General features: G+C 47.9%; 27 protein-coding genes. 3 read left to right on the top strand and 24 right to left on the bottom strand.

Annotated elements, in window-relative coordinates; all coding sequences use genetic code 11:
• Positions 1-2 precede the first annotated feature (2 nt).
• From NNX04_RS03750 to NNX04_RS03740, 3 genes are all read right to left on the bottom strand, one after another.
• Positions 3-1,526, bottom strand: a complete 1,524-nt coding sequence (locus NNX04_RS03750) for an ATP-binding protein (RefSeq protein WP_261947561.1) — start codon at positions 1,524-1,526, stop codon at positions 3-5.
• Positions 1,526-2,977, bottom strand: coding sequence for a TrkH family potassium uptake protein (locus NNX04_RS03745; RefSeq protein WP_261947560.1), 1,452 nt, complete (start codon positions 2,975-2,977; stop codon positions 1,526-1,528). The genes NNX04_RS03750 and NNX04_RS03745 overlap by 1 nt, the downstream gene beginning before the upstream one ends.
• Before the next feature lie 151 nt (positions 2,978-3,128).
• Positions 3,129-6,227, bottom strand: a complete 3,099-nt coding sequence (locus tag NNX04_RS03740) for a glycoside hydrolase family 15 protein (protein ID WP_007641267.1) — start codon at positions 6,225-6,227, stop codon at positions 3,129-3,131.
• A 309-nt stretch (positions 6,228-6,536) separates the two neighbouring features.
• Here NNX04_RS03740 and NNX04_RS03735 point away from each other — a divergent pair, with 309 nt between their 5' ends.
• Positions 6,537-7,058 (top strand): hypothetical protein, encoded by a 522-nt coding sequence (locus NNX04_RS03735; RefSeq protein WP_261947559.1) that lies wholly within the window; start codon positions 6,537-6,539, stop codon positions 7,056-7,058.
• A 37-nt stretch (positions 7,059-7,095) separates the two neighbouring features.
• Positions 7,096-7,503 carry a DUF3060 domain-containing protein gene (locus NNX04_RS03730; RefSeq protein WP_261947558.1) on the top strand — a complete coding sequence of 136 codons (408 nt, stop codon included), beginning with the start codon at positions 7,096-7,098 and terminating at the stop codon, positions 7,501-7,503.
• Positions 7,504-7,522: 19 nt separating this feature from the next.
• Here the strand turns inward: NNX04_RS03730 and NNX04_RS03725 are convergent, their stop codons facing one another.
• The 20 genes from NNX04_RS03725 to NNX04_RS03630 form a co-directional block, all read right to left on the bottom strand.
• Positions 7,523-7,666, bottom strand: a complete 144-nt coding sequence (locus NNX04_RS03725) for a hypothetical protein (protein ID WP_261947557.1) — start codon at positions 7,664-7,666, stop codon at positions 7,523-7,525.
• Positions 7,659-7,802: a hypothetical protein gene (locus NNX04_RS03720; protein ID WP_261947556.1), complete on the bottom strand. Its 144-nt coding sequence runs from the start codon at positions 7,800-7,802 to the stop codon at positions 7,659-7,661. Before NNX04_RS03720 ends, NNX04_RS03725 begins: the two co-directional genes overlap by 8 nt.
• Positions 7,803-7,881: 79 nt before the next feature.
• Complete coding sequence (locus NNX04_RS03715) at positions 7,882-8,427, bottom strand: hypothetical protein (protein ID WP_261947555.1); 546 nt, start codon at positions 8,425-8,427, stop codon at positions 7,882-7,884.
• Positions 8,424-9,020, bottom strand: a complete 597-nt coding sequence (locus NNX04_RS03710; RefSeq protein WP_261947554.1) for a hypothetical protein — start codon at positions 9,018-9,020, stop codon at positions 8,424-8,426. The genes NNX04_RS03715 and NNX04_RS03710 overlap by 4 nt, the downstream gene beginning before the upstream one ends.
• A gap of 2 nt (positions 9,021-9,022) precedes the next feature.
• The gene (locus NNX04_RS03705) at positions 9,023-9,808 is read right to left on the bottom strand and encodes a hypothetical protein (RefSeq protein ID WP_261947553.1); all 786 of its coding nucleotides are present in this window, start codon (positions 9,806-9,808) and stop codon (positions 9,023-9,025) included.
• Entirely contained in the window at positions 9,809-10,690 is an 882-nt protein-coding gene (locus NNX04_RS03700; protein ID WP_261947552.1) for a hypothetical protein, read from the bottom strand. It lies immediately after the preceding gene.
• Entirely contained in the window at positions 10,687-11,019 is a 333-nt protein-coding gene (locus NNX04_RS03695) for a hypothetical protein (RefSeq protein WP_261947551.1), read from the bottom strand. Before NNX04_RS03695 ends, NNX04_RS03700 begins: the two co-directional genes overlap by 4 nt.
• 41 nt (positions 11,020-11,060) lie before the next feature.
• Positions 11,061-11,279, bottom strand: coding sequence for a hypothetical protein (locus tag NNX04_RS03690; protein ID WP_261947550.1), 219 nt, complete (start codon positions 11,277-11,279; stop codon positions 11,061-11,063).
• Positions 11,279-11,605 (bottom strand): hypothetical protein, encoded by a 327-nt coding sequence (locus tag NNX04_RS03685; protein ID WP_261947549.1) that lies wholly within the window; start codon positions 11,603-11,605, stop codon positions 11,279-11,281. The genes NNX04_RS03690 and NNX04_RS03685 overlap by 1 nt, the downstream gene beginning before the upstream one ends.
• 9 nt (positions 11,606-11,614) lie before the next feature.
• A complete protein-coding gene (locus NNX04_RS03680) occupies positions 11,615-12,463 on the bottom strand; it encodes a major capsid protein P2 (RefSeq protein WP_261947548.1) in 849 nt (282 codons plus the stop codon).
• The gene (locus tag NNX04_RS03675) at positions 12,463-12,621 is read right to left on the bottom strand and encodes a hypothetical protein (protein WP_261947547.1); all 159 of its coding nucleotides are present in this window, start codon (positions 12,619-12,621) and stop codon (positions 12,463-12,465) included. The genes NNX04_RS03680 and NNX04_RS03675 overlap by 1 nt, the downstream gene beginning before the upstream one ends.
• 130 nt (positions 12,622-12,751) lie before the next feature.
• A complete protein-coding gene (locus NNX04_RS03670; RefSeq protein ID WP_261947546.1) occupies positions 12,752-13,207 on the bottom strand; it encodes a hypothetical protein in 456 nt (151 codons plus the stop codon).
• Positions 13,208-13,262: 55 nt separating this feature from the next.
• Positions 13,263-13,850, bottom strand: coding sequence for a hypothetical protein (locus NNX04_RS03665; protein WP_261947545.1), 588 nt, complete (start codon positions 13,848-13,850; stop codon positions 13,263-13,265).
• Positions 13,838-14,236: a hypothetical protein gene (locus NNX04_RS03660; protein ID WP_261947544.1), complete on the bottom strand. Its 399-nt coding sequence runs from the start codon at positions 14,234-14,236 to the stop codon at positions 13,838-13,840. Before NNX04_RS03660 ends, NNX04_RS03665 begins: the two co-directional genes overlap by 13 nt.
• The gene (locus tag NNX04_RS03655; protein ID WP_261947543.1) at positions 14,233-14,382 is read right to left on the bottom strand and encodes a hypothetical protein; all 150 of its coding nucleotides are present in this window, start codon (positions 14,380-14,382) and stop codon (positions 14,233-14,235) included. Before NNX04_RS03655 ends, NNX04_RS03660 begins: the two co-directional genes overlap by 4 nt.
• Complete coding sequence (locus NNX04_RS03650; RefSeq protein WP_261947542.1) at positions 14,375-14,521, bottom strand: hypothetical protein; 147 nt, start codon at positions 14,519-14,521, stop codon at positions 14,375-14,377. Before NNX04_RS03650 ends, NNX04_RS03655 begins: the two co-directional genes overlap by 8 nt.
• 44 nt (positions 14,522-14,565) lie before the next feature.
• Entirely contained in the window at positions 14,566-16,293 is a 1,728-nt protein-coding gene (locus tag NNX04_RS03645) for a replication endonuclease (protein ID WP_261947541.1), read from the bottom strand.
• On the bottom strand, positions 16,290-16,523 hold the full coding sequence (locus tag NNX04_RS03640) for a hypothetical protein (RefSeq protein WP_261947540.1): 234 nt from the start codon (positions 16,521-16,523) through the stop codon (positions 16,290-16,292). Before NNX04_RS03640 ends, NNX04_RS03645 begins: the two co-directional genes overlap by 4 nt.
• The gene (locus tag NNX04_RS03635; RefSeq protein WP_261947539.1) at positions 16,504-16,779 is read right to left on the bottom strand and encodes a hypothetical protein; all 276 of its coding nucleotides are present in this window, start codon (positions 16,777-16,779) and stop codon (positions 16,504-16,506) included. Before NNX04_RS03635 ends, NNX04_RS03640 begins: the two co-directional genes overlap by 20 nt.
• Before the next feature lie 148 nt (positions 16,780-16,927).
• Complete coding sequence (locus tag NNX04_RS03630) at positions 16,928-17,161, bottom strand: hypothetical protein (protein WP_261947538.1); 234 nt, start codon at positions 17,159-17,161, stop codon at positions 16,928-16,930.
• A gap of 238 nt (positions 17,162-17,399) precedes the next feature.
• Here NNX04_RS03630 and NNX04_RS03625 point away from each other — a divergent pair, with 238 nt between their 5' ends.
• On the top strand, positions 17,400-17,750 hold the full coding sequence (locus NNX04_RS03625; RefSeq protein ID WP_261947537.1) for a hypothetical protein: 351 nt from the start codon (positions 17,400-17,402) through the stop codon (positions 17,748-17,750).
• A gap of 163 nt (positions 17,751-17,913) precedes the next feature.
• On the opposite strand, the gene NNX04_RS03620 is transcribed toward NNX04_RS03625, so the two are convergent.
• Positions 17,914-18,276, bottom strand: coding sequence for a hypothetical protein (locus NNX04_RS03620; RefSeq protein ID WP_151057749.1), 363 nt, complete (start codon positions 18,274-18,276; stop codon positions 17,914-17,916).
• Between the last annotated feature and the right edge of the window lie 15 nt (positions 18,277-18,291).

The raw sequence follows: 18,291 nt of genomic DNA, 5'->3' as shown, positions 1-18,291 counted from the left end.
GTTTAATGCTCTTGTTGATCTTTTTTGTCTTCGCTTTCAGTGATGGGCAGTTCGATTCTAACGCAGCAGCCTGGATTTTTTTTATCGGCCAATCGGCGTGGGTTAGCATGAATACTTACTTTGCCACCGTGAGCCATGATCATACCCTGGCATATCGTTAAGCCCAAGCCGCTGCCAGATCTACGTCTGTCACCTTTTTCGGCCGTATGGAAACGCTCAAATACCTTTTCACGTTCATCCTCGGGAATGCCTGTTCCCTGATCGCAAATCGTAATAATTATTTTGTCTTGTTCTTTAAAGCAATCTACATCAATGCTGGCGCCCTTGGGTGAGAATTTGATTGCATTATCGATAACATTGAAGATTGCCTGTTCAAGGAAGGCGGTGTGCACATACAGCGGTGGCAGGTTAGGGCTGATGTCGTACTTTAAATCATTGTGTATTAGCAAAGGTTTCAGGCGTTTTTTAACAACACTGATGATCTCTTCAACACCAACCCAGTCACATTCCAATTGGAGATGACCAAAACCAAGCTTGGTCATATCCAATAAATTTTGTGTGTATCGATTGAGCCGCTGCGCTTCTTCCAAAACTGTTTTTAACAGCTCTGTTGTCTCCTCTTTATTTAAATGATCGCCAAATTCAATTACCGTAGAGGTGGCGCCAATCATGGTTGTTAGTGGAGTACGAAAGTCGTGTGATACCGAGGATAATAGCGCAGAGCGCAGTAATTCATTTTCTTTGGCAATTTTTTCCTTTTCCAAATCGGCGGCAAGTCGTGTTCGTTCCAAGGATATATTTACTTGATGCAGAAGTAGCAGAAAAATATCTTTGGGTAAATATTGAATATTCTCGATAGAAATTTTTAACAGTCCGATAACTTGTCGGGTGTTATAGAGAAAGTACACATCATGCTCTTGTTCCAGCTCAGGGATTTTTTTAATCATCTCTGGCGTTAAGCGTAGCTCTAACAATTCCTCAAGATAAGTTTTGCGCAGGTTGGTCATACGCCGGATCATTGGGTGGGTAGCCCAATTATCACCATGAATAATCAGTACACAATTTTCTTTCCACGGTTGCAATGCCTCGCGCATGGCATTGACAACATCGTCGGTATTCAGGGCTTTTGGCAGTTTTTCGAGCAATTCCAATTCAATGTCTGTCATAAATTCGCGCATACGAATTTTTTGAACATTTTTTTTGTGTTTGGTAGCCATGTAACCAACAAGCACTGAAGTAAGCAAAAATAACAGAATCGTTAATAGATCTTCATCCTGATGGATCATTATTGATCTATGAGGAGGCGCAAAGAAAAAACTAAACGCAAAGAAACTTGATAGGGCATTAATAATTGCCAATTCCACTGTTACATTGATGGCAATAAAGACCACCATCACAATGTACAGCAAGGGCACATTGGTTTTTGGCAGGTAATCGGTAATAAGAAATGCGAGCGGTGTTAATAACCAGGGAAATAAAATCCCAATGGGGTATGCAAAGCGGCGTAGGGTTTTTTCAATGATCATTATGCCCGCCAAAATGCAGGGGTGAACAATACAATTATCGTCAAGAACTCAAGGCGCCCGAGCAGCATTCCGGCAGACAAGGCCCACTTTGCGGTATCGCTCAGGCTGGAGAAGTTGCCCGCAGGCCCAATTATGTCGCCCATGCCGGGGCCAACGTTCATTACAGCTGTCAATGAGCCTGTAACACTGGTTACAAGATCAAGACCTGTTAACGCTAGAATCACCGCAATAATCAGCCAACAGGCCACCATTAAAAACATATATGAAATCGACGAAGCAATAATCTCTGAGCTGATCAAACGATTGTTATAGCGGCGACTAATGATTGCACGCGGATGTATGGCTGTCATGATTTGTTCTTTAACAAGCCCCCCAAATATTTGTAACCGGAATACTTTTATGCCGCCAGTAGTGGAGCCAGAGCAGCCACCTACGAATGTCGCAAAGAAAAAAACAACTAACGATAAACTGCCCCATAACTGGTAATCGCCCGATGCAAAACCAGTAGTTGTAATGACGGACACAAGATTAAAGCAGGCCATAGTTACCGCGCGCAGCGGATCCATTTGATCACTGATAATCAACTGTAATGACAATGCAATGGTAGTGACAGCCACAATCCAAAGTAGACCACGCACTTGGGCGTCATTAAATACAATGAACTTCTTGTTTACCAGCAAGCGTACAAACAATACAAATGGGAAGGCTCCCGCAAGCATAAACACAATAGCAATCCAATGGATTAACAAGCTTTCAAACTGTGCAAAAGAACTATCGGAAGTGGAGAAGCCTCCGGTGGACACTGTAGTCATCGCGTGGTTGATTGCGTTAAAGAAATCCATTCCGGCTAGCCAAAAAGCTAAAAAGCAAATAACGGAAAGCGCAAGATATGAATATATAATCATTGCCATCAAGCTTTGTGCTCGTGGCATAGCTTTATCAGACCAATCTGAGGATTCTGTCTTAAATAGGCGCATGCCGCCCACACGCAGAAAGGGCAGAATGGCAATCGCCATACCGATAATACCTACACCGCCAATCCAATTCAGCATTGAGCGCCATAAAAGAATATCTTTAGGAAGGTAATCCAAGCCTGCCATTACTGATGAGCCTGTAGTCGTGACCCCCGACACAGCCTCAAATACCGCGTCAGCCAGCCCCAATGGTTTGGCAGCCAAAATAAAGGGTAGTGCGCTAAACAGTGAGACACCAGTCCACGCGGCGCTAGTAATTAAAAACACCTGGCGTGGCTGCATAAAATCCAGGCGGGATTTTTTACCAATCAGAAGAAAAACAATACCGACAAGGCTGGTAATGGTCGCTGAAGAGAAAAAAGCCAGTTGGTTGTCGCTATTGTAGGCAATGGAGAGCGCCAGAGGCACCAGCATGAACAGCGCAAGAATATTAAGGATTGCACCCAGAATAAGTAGTGTTGGCCCCAGTAATTTCATAGTTCTCAACTTTAGCAAAGTGAAGTGCCACAAGACGGCGCATTCTAAACGCTATGTTGTCGGGAGCCTATGGCCGGTCACTATATATTTCGTAAAAACCGCGTCTTAGAAACTACAAAGTAAATACCGGCACAGGGCTTCTGGATACAGATTAGTAGGGTTGGGTAATCTCCGCAAAAATCAGCGTGACATAAAGGTTAACAATGTGGGGGGATTGCTCAAGGAAGATCATCAGGTCGCTGTCCACACCACGGTTATGCACAGGTGCCCTTCGGTCACGTATATAGCGCTCAGCAGCTAGCTCTAATACTTCAAGGAACACCACCGGTTCACGAAAGCGCACCTGTGGGTTGGTAATACAGAATTGGGTATAGGCATAGAGCGCCTCTATTACTGCACATTTATAGAAAGCAGGGTAGAGCTGGTGGGTGAGTTGATCGATATGGTGGGCAAAACTTTCTTCGCCGGGCGTCATAGAACGGCGAATGGTTTTACAGTCCAAATAAAAACAACTGCCATCCGGGTTACAAAATACCAGCTGTTCGGCAAACATAAGGCTGTGCCATATGTCTTTCAGGAAGTTATCGTCAAAATGGGTGATCAAGCCACGTGCGGTACGCCACTCTTGCCAATCATTGTCTACCGCATCAGAAAGTATTGAGTTTTCATCATTGGGATCTGCCAAATGATGGATAGGGTAAGGTGTAATATGGTTAATTTCTTGCGAGAATACTTTTTTACGCGATGTCAGAATCGCACGGATTTTTTTATAGAGCCGCGCCGGGGACTGAAGCCCTAACCACTCCACCATGCTCACATCTTCAGCATCACCTTTATCCATGCCGCAGAGCAGCATAAAGTTCCGTAATTGCACAGAGTGCAAACCATCAAATAATTTTGGCTCGGCGCGAATTAACGAGCCAATACCGGAAATTAATTCTTGCACCAAGGTGCGCTCTAATAAATCTGGAAAAAGTTCACGTACACTTTCAAAATAAGTTGCATTTGAAAATGATTGGTCAACTTTAATTTCTGTATGATCATTGTCACCCACAGAGATAATCAGGTTGCGCGCTGCCAGCAATGTAAGGCTATCGGCAAGGTCAATCAGCGTATAACTTAACTGTGAAAAACAAAAACGCGATAACAGCCAATAGTTCATTTTTTGAGAGCGATAGAAAAAGTCACGAATCAACTCTTTTAGTGTAATTACAGTGCCACTTGCGCCCACGTTGTCGGTTAATTTTTTGGTGCTCACATAGGCCGAAAACTTTCTAAAAGTAATAATGTCGCTTTCGGTATAAAAATGTTCGAGCAATGCGGCGGCAACCGGCTCAAGCTGTGACGGCTGCAGCGCATCATCTGTTGAGTAGCTGGCCAAAACCTGTTGGCTCATGGATGGAATATGAAAGTGCGGGATGGTTAGTGTATTTACGCGCGATGCACGATAAGCCAAATTGGCAGATGCATATCCAACATATTCTTGTTCATTCCGCAATTGATAATTGCGCAAGGTTTGAAATAATAATTCACTGTTTGGCACCTTATTCAGGCGGTGATCTACCAACAAAGTAAAAACAGCAACTTCCGAACTCAACCAGTTCTTGTGAATAAATGCAATTTCTTGTGTGAGTGTTTCAATAATCCACTCGGCATCGTACCGACGATAATCTTCACGTTCACTTTGCAGCCATGACAGGCTCAAATAAACCTTGTTATTAATTTCATAGGTCTGCGATGAGGCCAAGCTTTGCACACGTCTACGTGGCCTGCCGGTCAAGCCCAAAGCTTTGTTTTCACCGACATGTGCATAAGCCTCCATCAAGCTCGATGCAGATACCACTCCCATAGGTTTAATATCCTGCAGGCTTTCAGCAATAACACCGTGCTTGGATAAGTTTTGTTTAATTGCCTCATTTTCTGTGAGCACAACCAACGCAATATTGGATTTAATAAAGCGGGTAGAGCGACGACGCATTTTTAATGGGTCAAGATCATCCGGGCTCACTAAACCTTCATCAAGCATTAACCCGGTCAAAAATAAACTTTGGGCCCAGACCAAAGGGATATTTTCGTTAGGAACCCGTGTTTGTGAGCGTGGATTACGTTTTTCCGCCTCAACATTTTCCAATGGTAAATAATAAAGTTCAGGCAATAGACCTATACCATTTACATCCACCATGAGCGATTCAAGTTTTTTACGATAATATTTTGCTGTCGCTTCACTGCCATCAAACAACGCGGTGATATACAGATAAGTAAAAAACAACGGCCATTCGGATTCTACATGGGCAAAATTTCCCAGCTCGTCGTGTTCGTAATAAATACGTGAGCTTTCTTCCAGCACAGTCTGGTGGCCGTCCCATAAAAAACGCTTGCAACCGTAGTTTCCGCCGAGCTTGGTTAAAATCGAATCGCGGGTTTGGGTCGCCAGGGTTTCTTTACCAACGGCAAATGCTGGAAACCCGATAATGCTGAGCAGTGCACTGTCAGTTTCCTTTGATAAGGACTCGCGAGGCAAAAGGGAGGTGAGGGTGGTTCTGGCAAGTGAAATTGCATCTGCAATCACATGAATAGTTGCACGCGGATCGCCATGCTTGCCAAACAGATTAAATTTATCCAGCGCCTGTAGCGCCGCTTTTGCCATTCCTACAGAACTGGCATTGATTTCGGTTTTACCATTATTAACTTTGTTGCCACGCTCCCAAATCCCATAATCGGGTGTTCGGTAAGCACTGGCGATGTAATAAACAAGATTTTGGACAAAATCTACTTCATCGTAGGTGCAGACAATCCGTAAACCGGACGCGCTCATTTGTGCCAACATCAATAGAAAAACAGAGGTTGCATCTATCTGCAAATGTCCCCATGCGTCATCTGCTACAACGGGTAAACCCGTGGCAGTATCGTATTTCGCGTGTAATGCATCACCGTTATCTAACGAGTGCTTGAAGGCCTCAACTTTATTGGCCTGGCGCATCATGGACTGCAATAGTCCACGCATCAGTTTTATGGTGGATTGCTCGAGCAGATCGCTTTTGTAGGTTTCGCCTTGGTGTTTGAAGGCCATCGCTAGCGACCAGACGCTGATAATGGAGTACACGTTATCGCGCACCCAGGCGTCGGTGTAATCGCCGTGGCTGGTAATTGCCGTACTGGCAGGTAAGAGTCCGGTAACCGGGTGCTGCTTACTCAAGATGACTGTTTCGACCTCAGCGTACAAACGCTCTAACAGTTGTTTATGCTTCATAGAAACGCAGTGCCATCGCAAAAAAGTATAACCAGGAGAAATGGCCACATTTCCCACGTGTAAACCTCACAGGAGTGCACGCGGTTGTTGATACCCCATCCATTTTTACAATTTAACATAATATACATTATGCGCAATCATTGAGGGGACGACGGTTTTGTCAATATCAAAATGTGACCTACTTGGTCTCAGTATATGCAGCGAACATGCCCATATACAAAAATAATCTAAAAACCCACGGTATTTTTTTTGCTGATTAGCCCCCGGCGCCAAGCGTTTGGCGCTGAAATCACCAATAAGGGTTAATACATGGATTTTTTCAAGAGCACGTTTATAGAGTCCGCTGGACTCACCCCGGCGATTATTGCCGATTATTGTGGCGTTTCTGTGCGCACCGCCCAGCGCTGGCTTGCAGGCCGCACCAAACCGAGCCACGCCGCCCAAGAGTTGCTATTGCTCAAGGTGCGCCGCCGTATCATGCCGAGCCGCTGGCCGGAACACTGGTTCTTTAATTGCAACGGCGACCTGGAGGCCGGAACCAATACCCACGCACTGGCGTGGCAACATTTGGACTGGTACAGCTATTCGCTATCGCGCTGGACCTTCCTGCTGAGCTTGATCCCGCAGATCAATAAGCGACTGGATGAATTACAGGCGCGCGCGACCCCGGCGCAAGTGATCGAACTTGATAAATACCGCAAGCGCTTGGCCGAAGTGACTAAACATGAGTTCTTATTGCCCGAGCGCCTGACGCCGCTCTTTATCCAAACCTACGGCCAGCCAGAACACGAACCGCAGGAAAAAATTACCCACCGGAAAATCGGCTGCTAGAATTCACCCCGCAACACTAACCAATAGGAATTTGATTATGAAATACGCAATTATTGCGCTCACCCTTTCAACTCTTGCCGCGTGTGGCGGCGGTGGTGGCGGCTCGCCATCCAATAACGTATCCACCAGCAGCGAAGGGAAAAACACAACACCCACAGGCACCGTCAACAGCACCGCCAGCAAACTGGAAATTACCGGCAGCTACAACACCGCCACTGTCACCAGCCGCAAAGGCATTGACGTTACCGGCAATAACAACACTGTTTACATTCAGACGTCGATTGATTATCTCGATGTGTCCGGGGACTCAAACACTTTCGATATTTCCAATGGCGTTACCATTGATGAGTGCAACATTATCGGCAATGAAAATAAAACGATTAAAAGCGAACAGCTAAAAATAACCTGCACGGTTATCGGTGAACAAAACACCGGATTTAATTAACAATAAAAAAGGCCGCTGATTAGGCGGCCTTTTTTAATTCTGCTACTTGTTTTTTCAACTCACCCACATCGCGCCATAGGAATTTAATTTCCGTTCGTATTGCGCCCCACACAGCACCGCCACCAATCAACGTACTCGCCAATGTCACAATATACTCAGGCATCACATTCCACCACCGCACACGTAAGCACACTGCCCGCCTGTGCTGCTATTTCCGGGTTGGCAATGCCCAGCGCCATGAACACAACAGTCAACACGCCACCAATAAAACGACGCCCCTTCCAGTTAAATTTTTTCAATCAATCACCTTCGCCTTTTTCAATTGATCCACCACCAACGCCGCAATCACAGCACCCGCCACCGTTAAAAAAATCTGATTCACTTTTCGATACCCCACACTTTTTGCGCGTATTCGTCTGACTCATTAAATGGGTTCAATAAATCAATTGCACCAAAAAAATAATCACCCGCCGCCGCCATATTTTTATCACCCACAGCACCCGTTACCGCCTGATTAATCAAGTTATTGGGGTTCGCCGGGTTCACATATGGCTCTACCTTTTTTGCCGCCGATGCAGCTTGCACAGCAGGTGTAATGCCCGGTAATTGCAATTTGCCAATTAGCCCGGCTATGTCCCAACCCATGCCCGCCGCATCGACAGTAGTGTCGTCATTGTGCGACCACTCGTAAGCCCAACCGCCCAATGTCCAGTTGCTATCGCCTGTCAGCGCCTGCCCAACAGACTCGACACCCTGATTAACAAAATTGTTTTGGCTTGCCGGGTTCACTTTATCAACAGCGCTCGCTATCGCTTCTTTTGCGCCATACAGTTTGTAGCCGATAAAACCCAATAGCGGCACACCAACGCCGATACCAATCAACATCAGCCCGTCAATATTTAGGTTTACTTGCGGCTTACTCATGCTGCATTTATCCCGGCTAGAATTTGCGAATCGGTGTAGGGTTGCTTGCCGTTTTCGTGTTGAATCATCACACGCAGCAGCGGCAAATAATCAGCACGAGTAATGCGCGTACTACGCGATTTGCCCACTCCTTTTTCCACATGCGCCGTATACGCTTCCACATTATTTTCCACCGCTGGCGCCCACGTTTTCACAATATCGCCCAGGGTGAAAATACCGCGCTTGGCGTAGTTATCCAAAATACGCGCCGCCGCTCTTATGCCATTTTCAGGTGTATCAAAAATTGAAAAGCCGCCCGAATCCTTACCCACCTGCCCCTTCCAGTTATTCACCGATGACCAGCGAATATTAAGCGGGTTTTTATTGCGAATGCCGCGAGGCTGTAAAACACTGGCCACTGAGTCCACCACTTGATTCATAAATGAAATATTAATTTCCGGCACTTCTACCAGCTTTGCACCATCGGAAATATTGCCAACACTTGATGCAGGCTTATCGGAAACTGGCACGGCTTTTTTTCGCAATAATAAAAAAGAGCCTGCGCCAACTGCCCCCAAAATTCCCACCGTTAGCGCAACCAGCTTGCCATTCACAGTTAGATATCTTCCTCTACAATTTCAAAATTTGCCGACACCGGCACATTAGCCTCAAACATCATCACAAATATCCCATTTCCGGGAGCCAGCCTAATCGGTTCATCCAGATCAATTACAGTCAACCCCGCTGAACTATAACCATAAAAAAATTGATTACCCGCAAACCCCGGAGCATTACAAACAAAATTACCCGTTACTGACTGGCGGGCGCCACCCGGCCCAAAAAATGATTTTTTTCCAGCAGGCCCCGAATCACCAGAATTCAAACCCGACACCGCCGCATTGGCCTCTACCGCTGCCATATCCGCCGCCGCATATAAAATTATTTTTCCCACAATTGGAGCACCAACAAAAATTTTTCTAACCCAACAGTTCCTTGTTGAACCCACCGGATTACGCAGCGAGACACATGCAAAAGTACCCGTGCCGCCATTCCCGCACCACCGGTTCATCATGAACGACCAGCGATCAGCGGTTCTTTTTTTTAATGGCTCAAATTCATCAATAGGCAACTCGCCAAAATCCACGCGATTATCAAACACCTCGCGATACGAAATAATAAACTCGATATCCTGCTGCCCACTATGAATATTCGTTATCTCAATCGCGAAAAAATTATCCATGTCCGGCTTATTTTCAAAACCCATACCCGGAGACAAATCGAACTCGCCCGGCTCCGAGCTAATTGTTTTTACACGAATACGCCCGGCACCAGATTCATAATAAAAACGAGCACCGCTCACGGTTACAACTTTTGTTTCATTCAGGCCTAAAGAAATTTTCATTTATTTTCCCAGCATTTTTGTGCCCGCATAAATTGCGCCACCAATCAGCGCCACTTTTGCGAGTTCACGTAAATTTTGATTTGCAGGCTCAGTGACCGCCTGCCCCGCCTTAATTTGCATCGCCTGACTTAAAGACTGATTCGCTAAATTTGCCGACGATGTTACCGAACGCTCCACCAGTGAATTAGTTGCTCGCAATACTTCCAACTGATTTTCGCCCAGCATATCAATCACTTTGCCGCCGATATCGCGCACTAAATCCAATGCGTCACCACTGCTTTGCGTGACCGCACCCAGCGCCTCAGTCTGGCCGCCACTCATTTTATCGATGGCATTTTTCACAACTTCGAAAGCGCCACCGTCAGTCACATTCGTAGTGCTACTGTCAGAATATGAGTAGACACTACGATCACTTTCATCGCGCATTTCAACTGTCATTGAGTTATCAGAATAATCGCTAAATTCCGACGTTTGATAATGACTTCTATCGCTGTTGTCCGTAACACTTCGATCACTGTTATCGTCCATTTCCACTTTCATGGAATTATCAGAGTTATCCTCGAAACTGCGATCACTATAATCCCTTACACTACTGTCATACCTGCGCGAGTGATCGCTATTGTCAGTCACCCGGCGATCACTGTTATCCGCTAAATCCATTCGAAAAGAATTGTCCGCGTTATCGGTAAAACTGCGATCACTGTAATCATTAATACTTCTATCGGCGTTATCCGATAACGAGTAAAGACTCGTGTCACCGTAGTTCCCGGCGGCCACCAGCGCTTCTGAAATATCACCACCCAGCCCGGCGTTAAGAGTATTTGTTGTTCTCAAATCGCTGGTGGTCGTTGTCGTTTTTGGGCTTGAGCTACTACTACTCACAAATTAACCTCATATACACTGGCGCGACGTTTAAAACCCAAATCGCCTATAAGCCGTTGAGCTATTTTTTCACTGTGATGCGTTTCAAATCGCGCCCGATCAATACCCAGCGCTTTAGCCCTTCGCAAAAACTCGCGCATTATTTCCCGCGCATTTTTCCCGGCGATCACTTCCACAACCAATTCTTTAACGCCGCTTGGGTACAACTCGACTCGCGTGATCACCCACGTTAAATAATTTTCGCCTTCAATTTTCCACAGCCTACAAATCCCTTGCCTCAACCACTTCATGTACACACTAAAAACATCAGGGGAAATTAATTCCCCCAACGCTTTTGCCGCTTCCTCGCACCACTCGCCCGCCGAAATTTTCATTTTTTCCGCAGCAAAAAAAGGCCGATAACCAGCACACCGCCAACAGCCGCCACCTTTGCAACATCCGTTTCAAAAAAACTTTTGTTACCCATGGTTAAGCCGCCAACGTTAATACCACCGCTTGAAATATTGTTAGCCGTTTCCTGTGAAGCCGACGCGCTGGAACTGGCCGACATGCCGCCCCCGCCCGCCGCTCCCATAAATGCGCCAAACATTATTTCAACGCCTTCCAGACCAGCAGCCCGCCCACCAATGCCAAGCCGCCATACATCAGCAGATTGGCATTGATTGGTGCAGAGCCACCGCCCGAGGCATTACCCCGGACAATTTGCGAGCCGTTGCCAGCTACACCCACGTTATATGCTTCCGACGCGGTATAGCCCTCAGTGCCATGCAGCGCCGCTTGCTGAGTGGCGCCCGCTAACTGGTACTTGGCGACATCGCGCTCAGCACGGGCAATCGACACCGCTTGATAGGTTTTTAAGGTGCTATCAAGAATGGCGCCGAAATCGAACCCGCCTGAGTTGTTTGGTTGCAACATATCGCCCCCTTACGCGGCTGCGCGTGTATTGCTGCCCGCAATGCTTGCCCACGTGGAAAGGTACTCGACCAGATAGCGCGTAGTGGTGGCCGCTGCCGCATCCAAGGTGACAGACAGTCGCATCTGCTGTGCCTGATAACCTTGAGCCTGCATGATCAACGCCTCATCCAACACGCCAGCCGTGGTGAAGTCGATACACGCGCCGTAAGTCGCGCCATACGGCACACGACCACCCACGCTTTCATCGAATTCACCCTGGGCACGAGTTAGATCAAACACAACGGCGTCATCCACTTTCAATTGCATCGCAGTGATCTTGTCGTTCAGTGCATGAATGGCAATGATGCGATCACGCTTTTCGATGCTGTCATAGTGGTTTACACCTTGAGCCTGACCACCCACGTTATGGTTAACGATGTAAGGCAACAGCCCCGCTGATACCGCACGGTTAGCCACTTTACGACCCCACGCCTTAATCACCGGAGTAGTTCCAGTCGCAATATCGAATTCCACACGAATAGCCATTAAGCCTTGAGTACCCAAGGCGGTTGCCATGGATTGCGCTTCGTTTTCCATTTCTGGCTTGCGGAAGTAGAACGACAAAGTGCCCGCTGCAACCTTGCGGCCATAGCGTTTATTCAGTTCGTTCAATTCAGTACCGTTTTTGAATTCCATCAGAGTGATGGAGCGCTCAGGCGATACCAGAATCACGCGAATGTTGGTCATTTGCGCGAGTGTTAAGCCGCCATGCTCGATATGAAAATCAAGCCAAGTACGACCTACCGAGGGTTGAATTAAACAACGCTGACCAGCGGTAGCGTTTTCAATGAGGTAAATGGGTTCACGGATACGAGCCATTACTTACCACCCTTAACGACATCAGCCGCTTGCTTGAGTGGTTTAATCCCGGTACGAACGGCGACATACACAATCGCGCCGAACGCAGCCATACCAACCACAACAGACGTTACCGTCTTAGGGTCAATATTTTTTTGCAGTTTTTGAAGTTGATTCACTTTTTCGCCTCCAAAGCGATTAAAAGAAAAAACCGTTTCCGGTTCGTCTTTTAAATCCTGCGCTTTGGCTCGCTTGCCCCGTCCAGCCCCCTTTCGCTTACAGTTCGCTTAGTTCGCTTAACTTTTTTGCTTAAATAGGTGTAAAAACTTTTATTTTTTCAGCGGCCGCCCCGTTGTTACGGCAAAAAAACTCACCCACCTGACAAGCGCGCAAGTCATCGGCTCCTATATCCATTTCAGCCGCTACCCGCTTGGCCGCCGCCGTATCCATCGCACTCGCCCAAATAATCCCGGCGTTACCCAGCGCATCCTTACTAATCAATTGGGGGCGCTGGCTGGTGGCGTGAAGAATACCGCCGTACTTTCGCCCCTGAGTCCACAGGCGACGGTGCGCATAGTCGTTTTTCTGGCTCAAAATACCGGGGCCACGACAACAGTCTGAGTATTCCTCTATCAGCCCATAGGTCAGGCGATTACCATCCAGAATTTCCCACATCACCGCCGACCATATCTCAAACGCATCCGGCGACGGATCACCGGTATAAGCAATGCGAAAGCCCTGCCCGCTCTTGTTTGCGCGAGCCACCGCCCGCGTAAATTCGCTTAGGCTGTCGAACTGGTGCGCCTTGTGATCCCGGTTGTTATCCCAAAGCAGTACCCGCGCCCCCCGGTCTGGTAAGCCACCCCGGCGCGTCAGGGTCTGCGACTTCCCCCACCCCGACTTCGCTAGGTACAGAGCGTGATTGTTCTTTAGACTGGTGTTTTCGTTCTTCGCCATTGGGTTGTGCACTCGCTTGATACTGTTGCTGGTTCGCTTGCTTTTCCGCTTCCGCTTTCGCTTTATCAGCCGCCTTGAGAGCAGCCAAGGCGCGCCGGAATCGCTTAAACAGACCGCCAAGGTAGAACCCCGCCGTTAGTTCCTCTTGATACGGCAAACGCCCGGTGCCCTCTCCCGCCAAGCCGTACTTTTGAACCACTGGCGCCAAGTTGTCGCGGCCTGCTTCTATTTCTTCATCAGCGAAGTGCAAGCGGTTATCCAGAAACATTTTTGCAGCCGCCTCGGCCACTTTCATCAGCGATTCAACCCGGTTGCCCGCCGCATCAATATCAATAACGGCTTCGACCTTACCCGGCTCAGCGGTGTCGCTCACTTCCTCCCATGTATTTGCATCCTGAGTTTGCTTTTCGAACGATTCAGCGCGCCGCGCCAAGTTGTCTAACTCATCCATAACCCAACCCCTGCCGCTGCTAAAAAGGCCAAACCCGGAATAAAGCGCTTGATCCCCCCGGAAGGGGCAACCGCTTCGCTTTTTTCATCTTCCGGCGCTGGTTGCGACGGGTCAAAATCCTGCGCGATTTTTTCCGGCTCCGGCTTTTGCTCAATCACTTTCGCCCCGGACGCCGTTACCCCGGACGGAATGACAATGGCGGCGCGATCAAAAAATTGCGCCTGGTCAAAAATCTGTTGTTGACGCCCGGCACCAGTACCCTGATTTAAGCCGCAACAATCGCACTTTGTGTAAAAGTGGCGACCCCGCTTAACCGTCTGAAACACCTCAGCCTCGCCGCCGCGCTCGCACTTCCAAACGCCTATTTTTGGGTTTGTCGTTTTCATTGGTTGAAACTCCACGCCAGTTTTATTTCACCGCCACTACCGAACAACACAGCCAGCACCAGCACCAACACGCACAACACCAAAGCGGCACGAGTGACCATCGCCACCAACGCCCATGCTTTGGCGTATTTAAATAAATCACGCATGGCGGCCAGCCTTGCGGCGCTTATTGCGGCGGCGTTTTTTATCCAGTTTTGTAGGCTCACCGCGCAACACAACGGGATTGACTTCCGGTTGCTCGCTCTCCCTTGCCTGCTTTAGTAAATCTTGTGTGACTCTACTCATTCCACCCACCCCGTACAGTTATTGACACAAGTCCAAGGCAACCGCTACGCGGTTGAACCAAGACCATCACCGCGCAACAGGTCAAGCAAATCGTCAGGCGACAAAGTGCAGACCGGTAACGCTTTTACAGCCGCTTTTGCGGCCTCACCTACGCGCTGGACAGTCCAGCGATAAAACCTTGTCAAAACGTATTCACCAGCGGCGATAAGGCCAAACAGCTTGCCCCTGCTGGCCTCGCCGTATTTATTTACAGATTCATCAATCACCTCACCGGTTTGAGAATCATGCTCCAACCAGTACGCCGCCTGAATCGGCGCGGTTGAACGTGACACAAAAGGCAAGCCGTTTGATTGAATAAGGTAATAGGCCGCCCAATCGCTGCTATCAGCCGCCACACGCGCCACCTCTGTAATGCCATCGGCAGAATCCAAACGCCGCAACTCGCGCCAAACGGTGACGCTACCGCCTCCAATTTGCTGGAACTGTCGTATTCCCCATGATGAAGCCCATGCACAAATTCGCTCGGCAGCTTCAAAGCCAGAATTACCCAAAAGATCATCATCAATGTGAGTGCCATCGATACTTTTTGAAATGTATTTAGCGATATAACCCGCAGCACTTCCGCGCTCCTTATCAATCAAAACAATTTTTAAACGATACTTAGCCGCGCCCGCTTCATCAGCATCGGTACGCAACGAATACTTTTTAAAAATGGATTTAACTTGCTCGATATTTTCAGCAGAAAAAAATAAGAGTTGGTGCCAGTGCGGGCACCCATCGGCATGAGGCTCCACAACGCGGAACCCATAACAACGAATTTCTAAACGATCCAGCGCCGCACGAATTAGCGACCATGTTTTATTAAGCCACTCTTGCGCATCACGCGGCGTAGCGCCTTTATATTTTGGATTTTCCTCAACACGCACCAACTGACCGCGCACGTTTTTAACCTGGCGCATCGGGTGAAAACGTGAAGGCGCCGACAAAGTAATAAACAAGCCCGTATGGCCGAACTGTTCAGCGATTTGCTCAAACCCGCGCATACGAACCATCAATTCATGGCGACGGTTAGTAGGGTTGCTCACTGACAAATCGCTCAACTCAGCCAGCGTATAAGTATCACCCTCTTGATTGATTGCCTCAAAACCTTCCAGCGTTCCACGGTTCCTTTTAACCTGCGCCCGGCGCAGCTTTACCGCCTCATTACTTGCATAGGGTTGCGCCTTGGCATGCACCATGCGGAAGTGACGCGCCAATTGATCCATTGCGCGAACCTTGGCAACACGAGCCTGGCGACGCCACCATTTTTCATCCTGCACACGCAATAGCGCGGCTTCATCACCAAACAAACAATAACAAGGCCACACAAAGCCATAGCTTTCAACGTACACACGCGCCAACGCGACAGCGCTTTTTTCATCAAGCTGCTCACAAATACTCACGCACTCACTAGCTTTTGCAGATGCCCAATTGCGCAAGCTTTCATCGCACCAGCTTAAATTCAAATCATGGATACGCAGAGTGCTATCAACATTTAATAGCGCCCGGTTTGCTTCCGCGTATGCCAAATTCTTACGAGTATCGATAGACGCAGCAACGCGCCCGAGAGTGCGCCCCATTAAATCTTTTTGAATTAACTTTGGGCGAGTTTTATAAAATTCCTGCTTAGCAACTGAATTGCGAATAGACGCCAAAAAACCTAGAGAGTCCTTATGGTTTTTCGCCAAAGAACCCTCAAAGTTTTTTTGATCACGAAGCCAACTTTTATTCACACCAACACCGACTCAGTAACAACAAAATCACTTGCAATATTACTTAGCGATGCTAAATGGCCGCGCTCCAAAATTGCATCCACATGGATCATGGCGCCTGTACGCGATTCAGCGGTAAAGGTTCCGAGTCTCTTAATTCGAGCCACTGAGTAACTCCCAGCCACAGCACCAACGCGGCGACCAGCATTAAATAATCTTTGGTTTTTTGGGTCATTGATTAACAGTTCCATTTAAAACACTCCCGATAAATTTGAGTTGATCCCGCACCAGCGCCAACTGTTCGCGCATTACTTTCTGAAATTCAGCCGCATCACGCGGCTGATCATTTTCAGTTGCAGCCATCAGCAAATAGGACGAATGGTTAGCATCACGCGCCGCCGCAACCAACGCGGACAGCGCTAAAAAACAATGCCGGGACTGTTCCGCGGTTAACTGATTATTTGCAGCCGCCAGAATTGCCGCCGCGTGTTGTTGTGCCGCACTCATCAACGCACCTTTTTCTTTTCAAGTGAACGCCTAAGTGCGCGCCTTGACGCTTCACGCCTTAAAACTTTGCACTCCGCTCTATGCTGCTGAACATCTATAGGCGTGGACTCATAACCGCATTTACACTTATCGATCATAATTATCCCCATCACGCCGCCCTCAACTTATTCATCGCACCAAAAATGCGAGAGCGATGCTTTTTTTTCAGATCAGGATTTTTGAACGTATTTGCGATGGACAGCGCCCGCTTTGCCGCCGCCAACTTGCGATCACGCACACGCTCTCTGTGCTGGATGATGGAATAAACACGCAGGCGCTCAAGCGCCTGGCTGGATGGAATCTGCGGCATGGGTTCAGGCCGCATTAATTGATTGGTTTGCATAGTCGCCCCGTTAGTTGACTGGTTTTCGATCCCGTTAGAGTTGGGGTGACAGGGCGGCTTGACTTCGACACACGTCCCAAGGGTTTACCGGCTATTACGGCAACCCTGTCACCCCAGTACCAACGGGGTACGACTCAAAGATATGCAACTCGCGGGATGCATGCAACCAGAGGGAAACCTAATAAACCGGCGGGTAACGTGTTTTAATAAATAAATGTTCTAACAAGAGGTGATCAAAATGGTAACTACAAGAGACCTACTAGATTTACTCAAGGAGAAGTTAGGCAGCGACTACAAGACCGCCAAAGCCTTTGGAATGACAACCCAACGCATCTACAAAATGCGCCACCACGGCGGCGTCTTTACTGATGAACAAGGCCTGAAAGCAGCGGAAATACTGAATTTCCCAGCGGAATTTATTATTTTGAGCCTTGCCGCCGAACGCAGTTTTAACAGCCCGGCCTATGACCTGCTGGTTGATATAACTGACAAATTCGACCCCCGGAAAACCGCCGCAGTGGCCGCCCTGTTTATATTCACAGGCGCCGCGTTTATGGGCGAGTTTTTACCAACCTTCCAGCTAGTGTAATGCGACAAACTGTCGTTTAAAAAACCCCGCTAACTCATTGAATTAGCGGGGTTATTTGGCACTTTAAGTCGGCGTCAGTTTATACATTATGCGCAATCATGTATGGGCAACTGTGGCCATCGATAAGATGCTTGAACGGCTTTAAAGCTCTGCCGTGCTTGTCTCAAGCATTGGCTACCATAGCAAATAACTCGTCCGCTTGGGGAGTTGCTGGCTCCGCCAGCAACATTTCTATGAGTTGATTGCCGGCCTCTTCATTGGAGGAATCAATCTCGACACCGAATCCGCGTCCATTTTTGTGTGCAACTATGGATTCAAACTTGTAGCGCTGGAGTTTTTGCGTCGTGCGATAAACCAGAACCTCAATGCCTAGCTGTTGTAACGGATGCACATCCGCCAGGTCTGACTCGATAAATAAACCGTATCTGTTTCCATTTTTGATACGGCCTATAGCGACCGGAATACCGTAGCGATAAATGAGGATTTTAATATCGGCTGTATAACGATCGCTGCATCTGTGTTCCATAATGATTCCTGCGTT

Origin of the sequence: Cellvibrio sp. QJXJ (assembly GCF_024452345.1) — a bacterium.
Taxonomy (GTDB): Bacteria; Pseudomonadota; Gammaproteobacteria; order Pseudomonadales; family Cellvibrionaceae; genus Cellvibrio.
This window is presented reverse-complemented; position numbering and strand designations above follow the sequence as displayed.

Bases quoted from the DNA above. Each gene is read 5' to 3' on its own strand.
- NNX04_RS03685 (WP_261947549.1), bottom strand. From the start codon at position 11,605: ATGTTGCAACCAAACAACTCAGGCGGGTTCGATTTCGGCGCCATTCTT.
- NNX04_RS03725 (WP_261947557.1), bottom strand. From the start codon at position 7,666: ATGCCTGAGTATATTGTGACATTGGCGAGTACGTTGATTGGTGGCGGT.
- NNX04_RS03640 (WP_261947540.1), bottom strand. From the start codon at position 16,523: ATGGAACTGTTAATCAATGACCCAAAAAACCAAAGATTATTTAATGCT.
- NNX04_RS03750 (WP_261947561.1), bottom strand. From the start codon at position 1,526: ATGATCATTGAAAAAACCCTACGCCGCTTTGCATACCCCATTGGGATT.
- NNX04_RS03635 (WP_261947539.1), bottom strand. From the start codon at position 16,779: ATGAGTGCGGCACAACAACACGCGGCGGCAATTCTGGCGGCTGCAAAT.
- NNX04_RS03740 (WP_007641267.1), bottom strand. From the start codon at position 6,227: ATGAAGCATAAACAACTGTTAGAGCGTTTGTACGCTGAGGTCGAAACA.
- NNX04_RS03665 (WP_261947545.1), bottom strand. From the start codon at position 13,850: ATGGATGAGTTAGACAACTTGGCGCGGCGCGCTGAATCGTTCGAAAAG.
- NNX04_RS03730 (WP_261947558.1), top strand. From the start codon at position 7,096: ATGAAATACGCAATTATTGCGCTCACCCTTTCAACTCTTGCCGCGTGT.
- NNX04_RS03660 (WP_261947544.1), bottom strand. From the start codon at position 14,236: ATGAAAACGACAAACCCAAAAATAGGCGTTTGGAAGTGCGAGCGCGGC.
- NNX04_RS03655 (WP_261947543.1), bottom strand. From the start codon at position 14,382: ATGCGTGATTTATTTAAATACGCCAAAGCATGGGCGTTGGTGGCGATG.
- NNX04_RS03735 (WP_261947559.1), top strand. From the start codon at position 6,537: ATGGATTTTTTCAAGAGCACGTTTATAGAGTCCGCTGGACTCACCCCG.
- NNX04_RS03625 (WP_261947537.1), top strand. From the start codon at position 17,400: ATGGTAACTACAAGAGACCTACTAGATTTACTCAAGGAGAAGTTAGGC.
- NNX04_RS03630 (WP_261947538.1), bottom strand. From the start codon at position 17,161: ATGCAAACCAATCAATTAATGCGGCCTGAACCCATGCCGCAGATTCCA.
- NNX04_RS03690 (WP_261947550.1), bottom strand. From the start codon at position 11,279: ATGTTTGGCGCATTTATGGGAGCGGCGGGCGGGGGCGGCATGTCGGCC.
- NNX04_RS03715 (WP_261947555.1), bottom strand. From the start codon at position 8,427: ATGAGTAAGCCGCAAGTAAACCTAAATATTGACGGGCTGATGTTGATT.
- NNX04_RS03745 (WP_261947560.1), bottom strand. From the start codon at position 2,977: ATGAAATTACTGGGGCCAACACTACTTATTCTGGGTGCAATCCTTAAT.
- NNX04_RS03620 (WP_151057749.1), bottom strand. From the start codon at position 18,276: ATGGAACACAGATGCAGCGATCGTTATACAGCCGATATTAAAATCCTC.
- NNX04_RS03650 (WP_261947542.1), bottom strand. From the start codon at position 14,521: ATGAGTAGAGTCACACAAGATTTACTAAAGCAGGCAAGGGAGAGCGAG.
- NNX04_RS03705 (WP_261947553.1), bottom strand. From the start codon at position 9,808: ATGAAAATTTCTTTAGGCCTGAATGAAACAAAAGTTGTAACCGTGAGC.
- NNX04_RS03680 (WP_261947548.1), bottom strand. From the start codon at position 12,463: ATGGCTCGTATCCGTGAACCCATTTACCTCATTGAAAACGCTACCGCT.